The organism is Gluconobacter oxydans, from assembly GCF_006539685.1.
Classification (GTDB): domain Bacteria; phylum Pseudomonadota; class Alphaproteobacteria; order Acetobacterales; family Acetobacteraceae; genus Gluconobacter; species Gluconobacter oxydans.
On sequence record NZ_BJNM01000087.1, the window covers coordinates 1 to 1,635 of the forward strand.

Annotated in this window: 2 protein-coding genes; both read left to right on the forward strand. The window is 56.8% G+C overall.

Annotation, left to right across the window (positions count from 1 at the left end; genetic code table 11):
• Positions 1-51: 51 nt before the first annotated feature.
• Positions 52-1,086 carry an NADP-dependent oxidoreductase gene (locus tag GOX01_RS12650; RefSeq protein ID WP_062268675.1) on the forward strand — a complete coding sequence of 345 codons (1,035 nt, stop codon included), beginning with the start codon at positions 52-54 and terminating at the stop codon, positions 1,084-1,086.
• A 230-nt stretch (positions 1,087-1,316) separates the two neighbouring features.
• On the forward strand, positions 1,317-1,635 hold a 319-nt coding region (locus tag GOX01_RS12660), incomplete at its 3' end, for a transposase (RefSeq protein WP_174787495.1).

Genomic DNA, 1,635 nt, shown 5'->3' on the forward strand with positions numbered 1-1,635 from the left:
ATCTGTTGTAACACGGACCGGAAATCGCATTGACCTGTAAGGGGGAGTATCATGACCGAAAAGACACTTGAGGCCGTTGTTCTGGCAAAGCGTCCTGACGGAAGTATTGCGCCGGATGTTTTCGCGACAGTGGAACGTCCCTGGCCTGCGATAAAGGAGGGTGAGGTGCTGACACGCACACTCTTTGCTTCCGTCGATCCCTATATGCGGGGCATTCTCAACGAGGGGCGGACCTATCGTGAAGGACTGGCGGTTGGCGACATGATCCCTGGCGAAACCGTGGGACAGGTCATCCAGTCGAAGCATCCAGCCTTTCGTGGAGGCGAGATCGTTTCCGGTGCGTTTGGATGGGCGACTGTGCTGGCAACTCCCGGGGACAGGCTGGTCCGGGTTCCCGATGATGTGCCGCCTTCAACCTATCTTGGTGTGCTCGGTATGCCCGGGACAACCGCGTATTCGGGGATGAAGGACATCGGACAGCCCAAGGCAGGGGAAACGGTCGTTGTCTCTGCGGCGTCCGGTCCCGTAGGCGCAACAGCCGGACAGATAGCCAGAAGAGCAGGAGCGCGGGTGATCGGTATCGCGGGCGGCGTGAAGAAATGTGCGTGGGTCACGGAAATCGCCGGATTTGATGGATGCATCAATCATCATGAAAATCTCGACGAACAGCTTGACGCCCTCTGTCCTGACGGCGTCGATGTCTACTACGAGAACGTTGGGGGTGCAGTAGGCCAGGCTGTGATCAGGCGGTTACGTAATCATGCCCGGGTTCCGATCTGCGGTCTGGTCGCTGACTATAATGATCGCGACTATAGCGGGCTGGCGCATGCGCCCACGATCAGCGCGGCCATGCTGCTGTTTCGCAGAGCCCGCATCGAGGGCTTCATTGTCGGTGACCGGCCGGAGCGGTTTGCGGAATGGCGTGCTTTGGCAACTCCCTGGGTTCAGGAAGGATCTCTTGTTTATAAGGAACAGATTGTAAAGGGTCTGGATCAGGCCCCTCTCGCACTGGCTGGACAACTGAGTGGACAGAATTTCGGCAAACTTCTTGTGCAGGTTGCAGACGGTCCGACAAACCATGCCTGAGGGTCAACGGAGACAGAAAGCCTGTTTTTTGTGGTCAGTATGTGTAGTCGCTCTGGCCCTGATGCCTTGCGTGCCTGCGCAGGCAGCGGACAAAGCGTGGTGTTCGGTATCCGATCCGCAGGCTGCAGGGACTATGCCCGCGCTTCTTCGCCATCTGGAGGGTTCGAAAAACCCTCTGGTTTTGAGGGTGCCTTTGTGATTCCATTTCCCCCGAGTTGATTGGGGTATGGATCATGAAGCAGGCTGGTTTCTTTGATGTTGAAGAGAGGCTTGCCCGGCTGAGCGGGCTGGGTGACCAGCTTGAAGCGTTTTCCCGGACTGTGGATTTTGAAGTCTTCCGCCCTGATCTGGGGCAGGCTTTAGCCTATTCAGATGGCAGTAAAGGCGGACGACCGCCATTTGATCCGGTGCTGATGTTCAAAATTCTGGTGATCCAGACGCTCAACAATCTGTCTGATGAGCGGACAGAATATCTGATCAACGACCGCCTCTCCTTTATGCGTTTCCTTGGCCTGGGGCTGTCGGACCGTGTGCCTGATGCCAAAACGG